We start from the raw sequence: 236 nt of genomic DNA on the forward strand, positions 1-236 counted from the left end.
CTGCGGCAGGTCTTCCAGCCGTACCACCGACTCGCACCATTTGGTGATGTGCGTGAAGTTACGGCGCGCTTCGAAATTCGGCGCCACCGCTTCCGAGCCGCGCGGATATCCGGTCGGCAGGAACAGCACCGGCGCGCGGTCGTTCCATGCCTGCGCCACGCCGGCAAATGCCGCTTCGGCGCCTGGTCCATATTGCACGGTGACCACCGTCAGGTCGTCGGTGGCCGTGGTCCGCG

At 66.9% G+C, this 236-nt stretch carries 1 protein-coding gene; it reads right to left on the bottom strand.

The features are described from left to right. Window positions 1-236 (bottom strand): thiamine pyrophosphate-binding protein (locus R0J87_RS24665; protein WP_498889669.1); only part of this gene is annotated, 236 nt, incomplete at both ends.

The sequence above is a fragment of the Halomonas sp. SIMBA_159 genome (assembly GCF_046536035.1).
Classification (GTDB): Bacteria; Pseudomonadota; Gammaproteobacteria; order Pseudomonadales; family Halomonadaceae; genus Vreelandella; species Vreelandella venusta_A.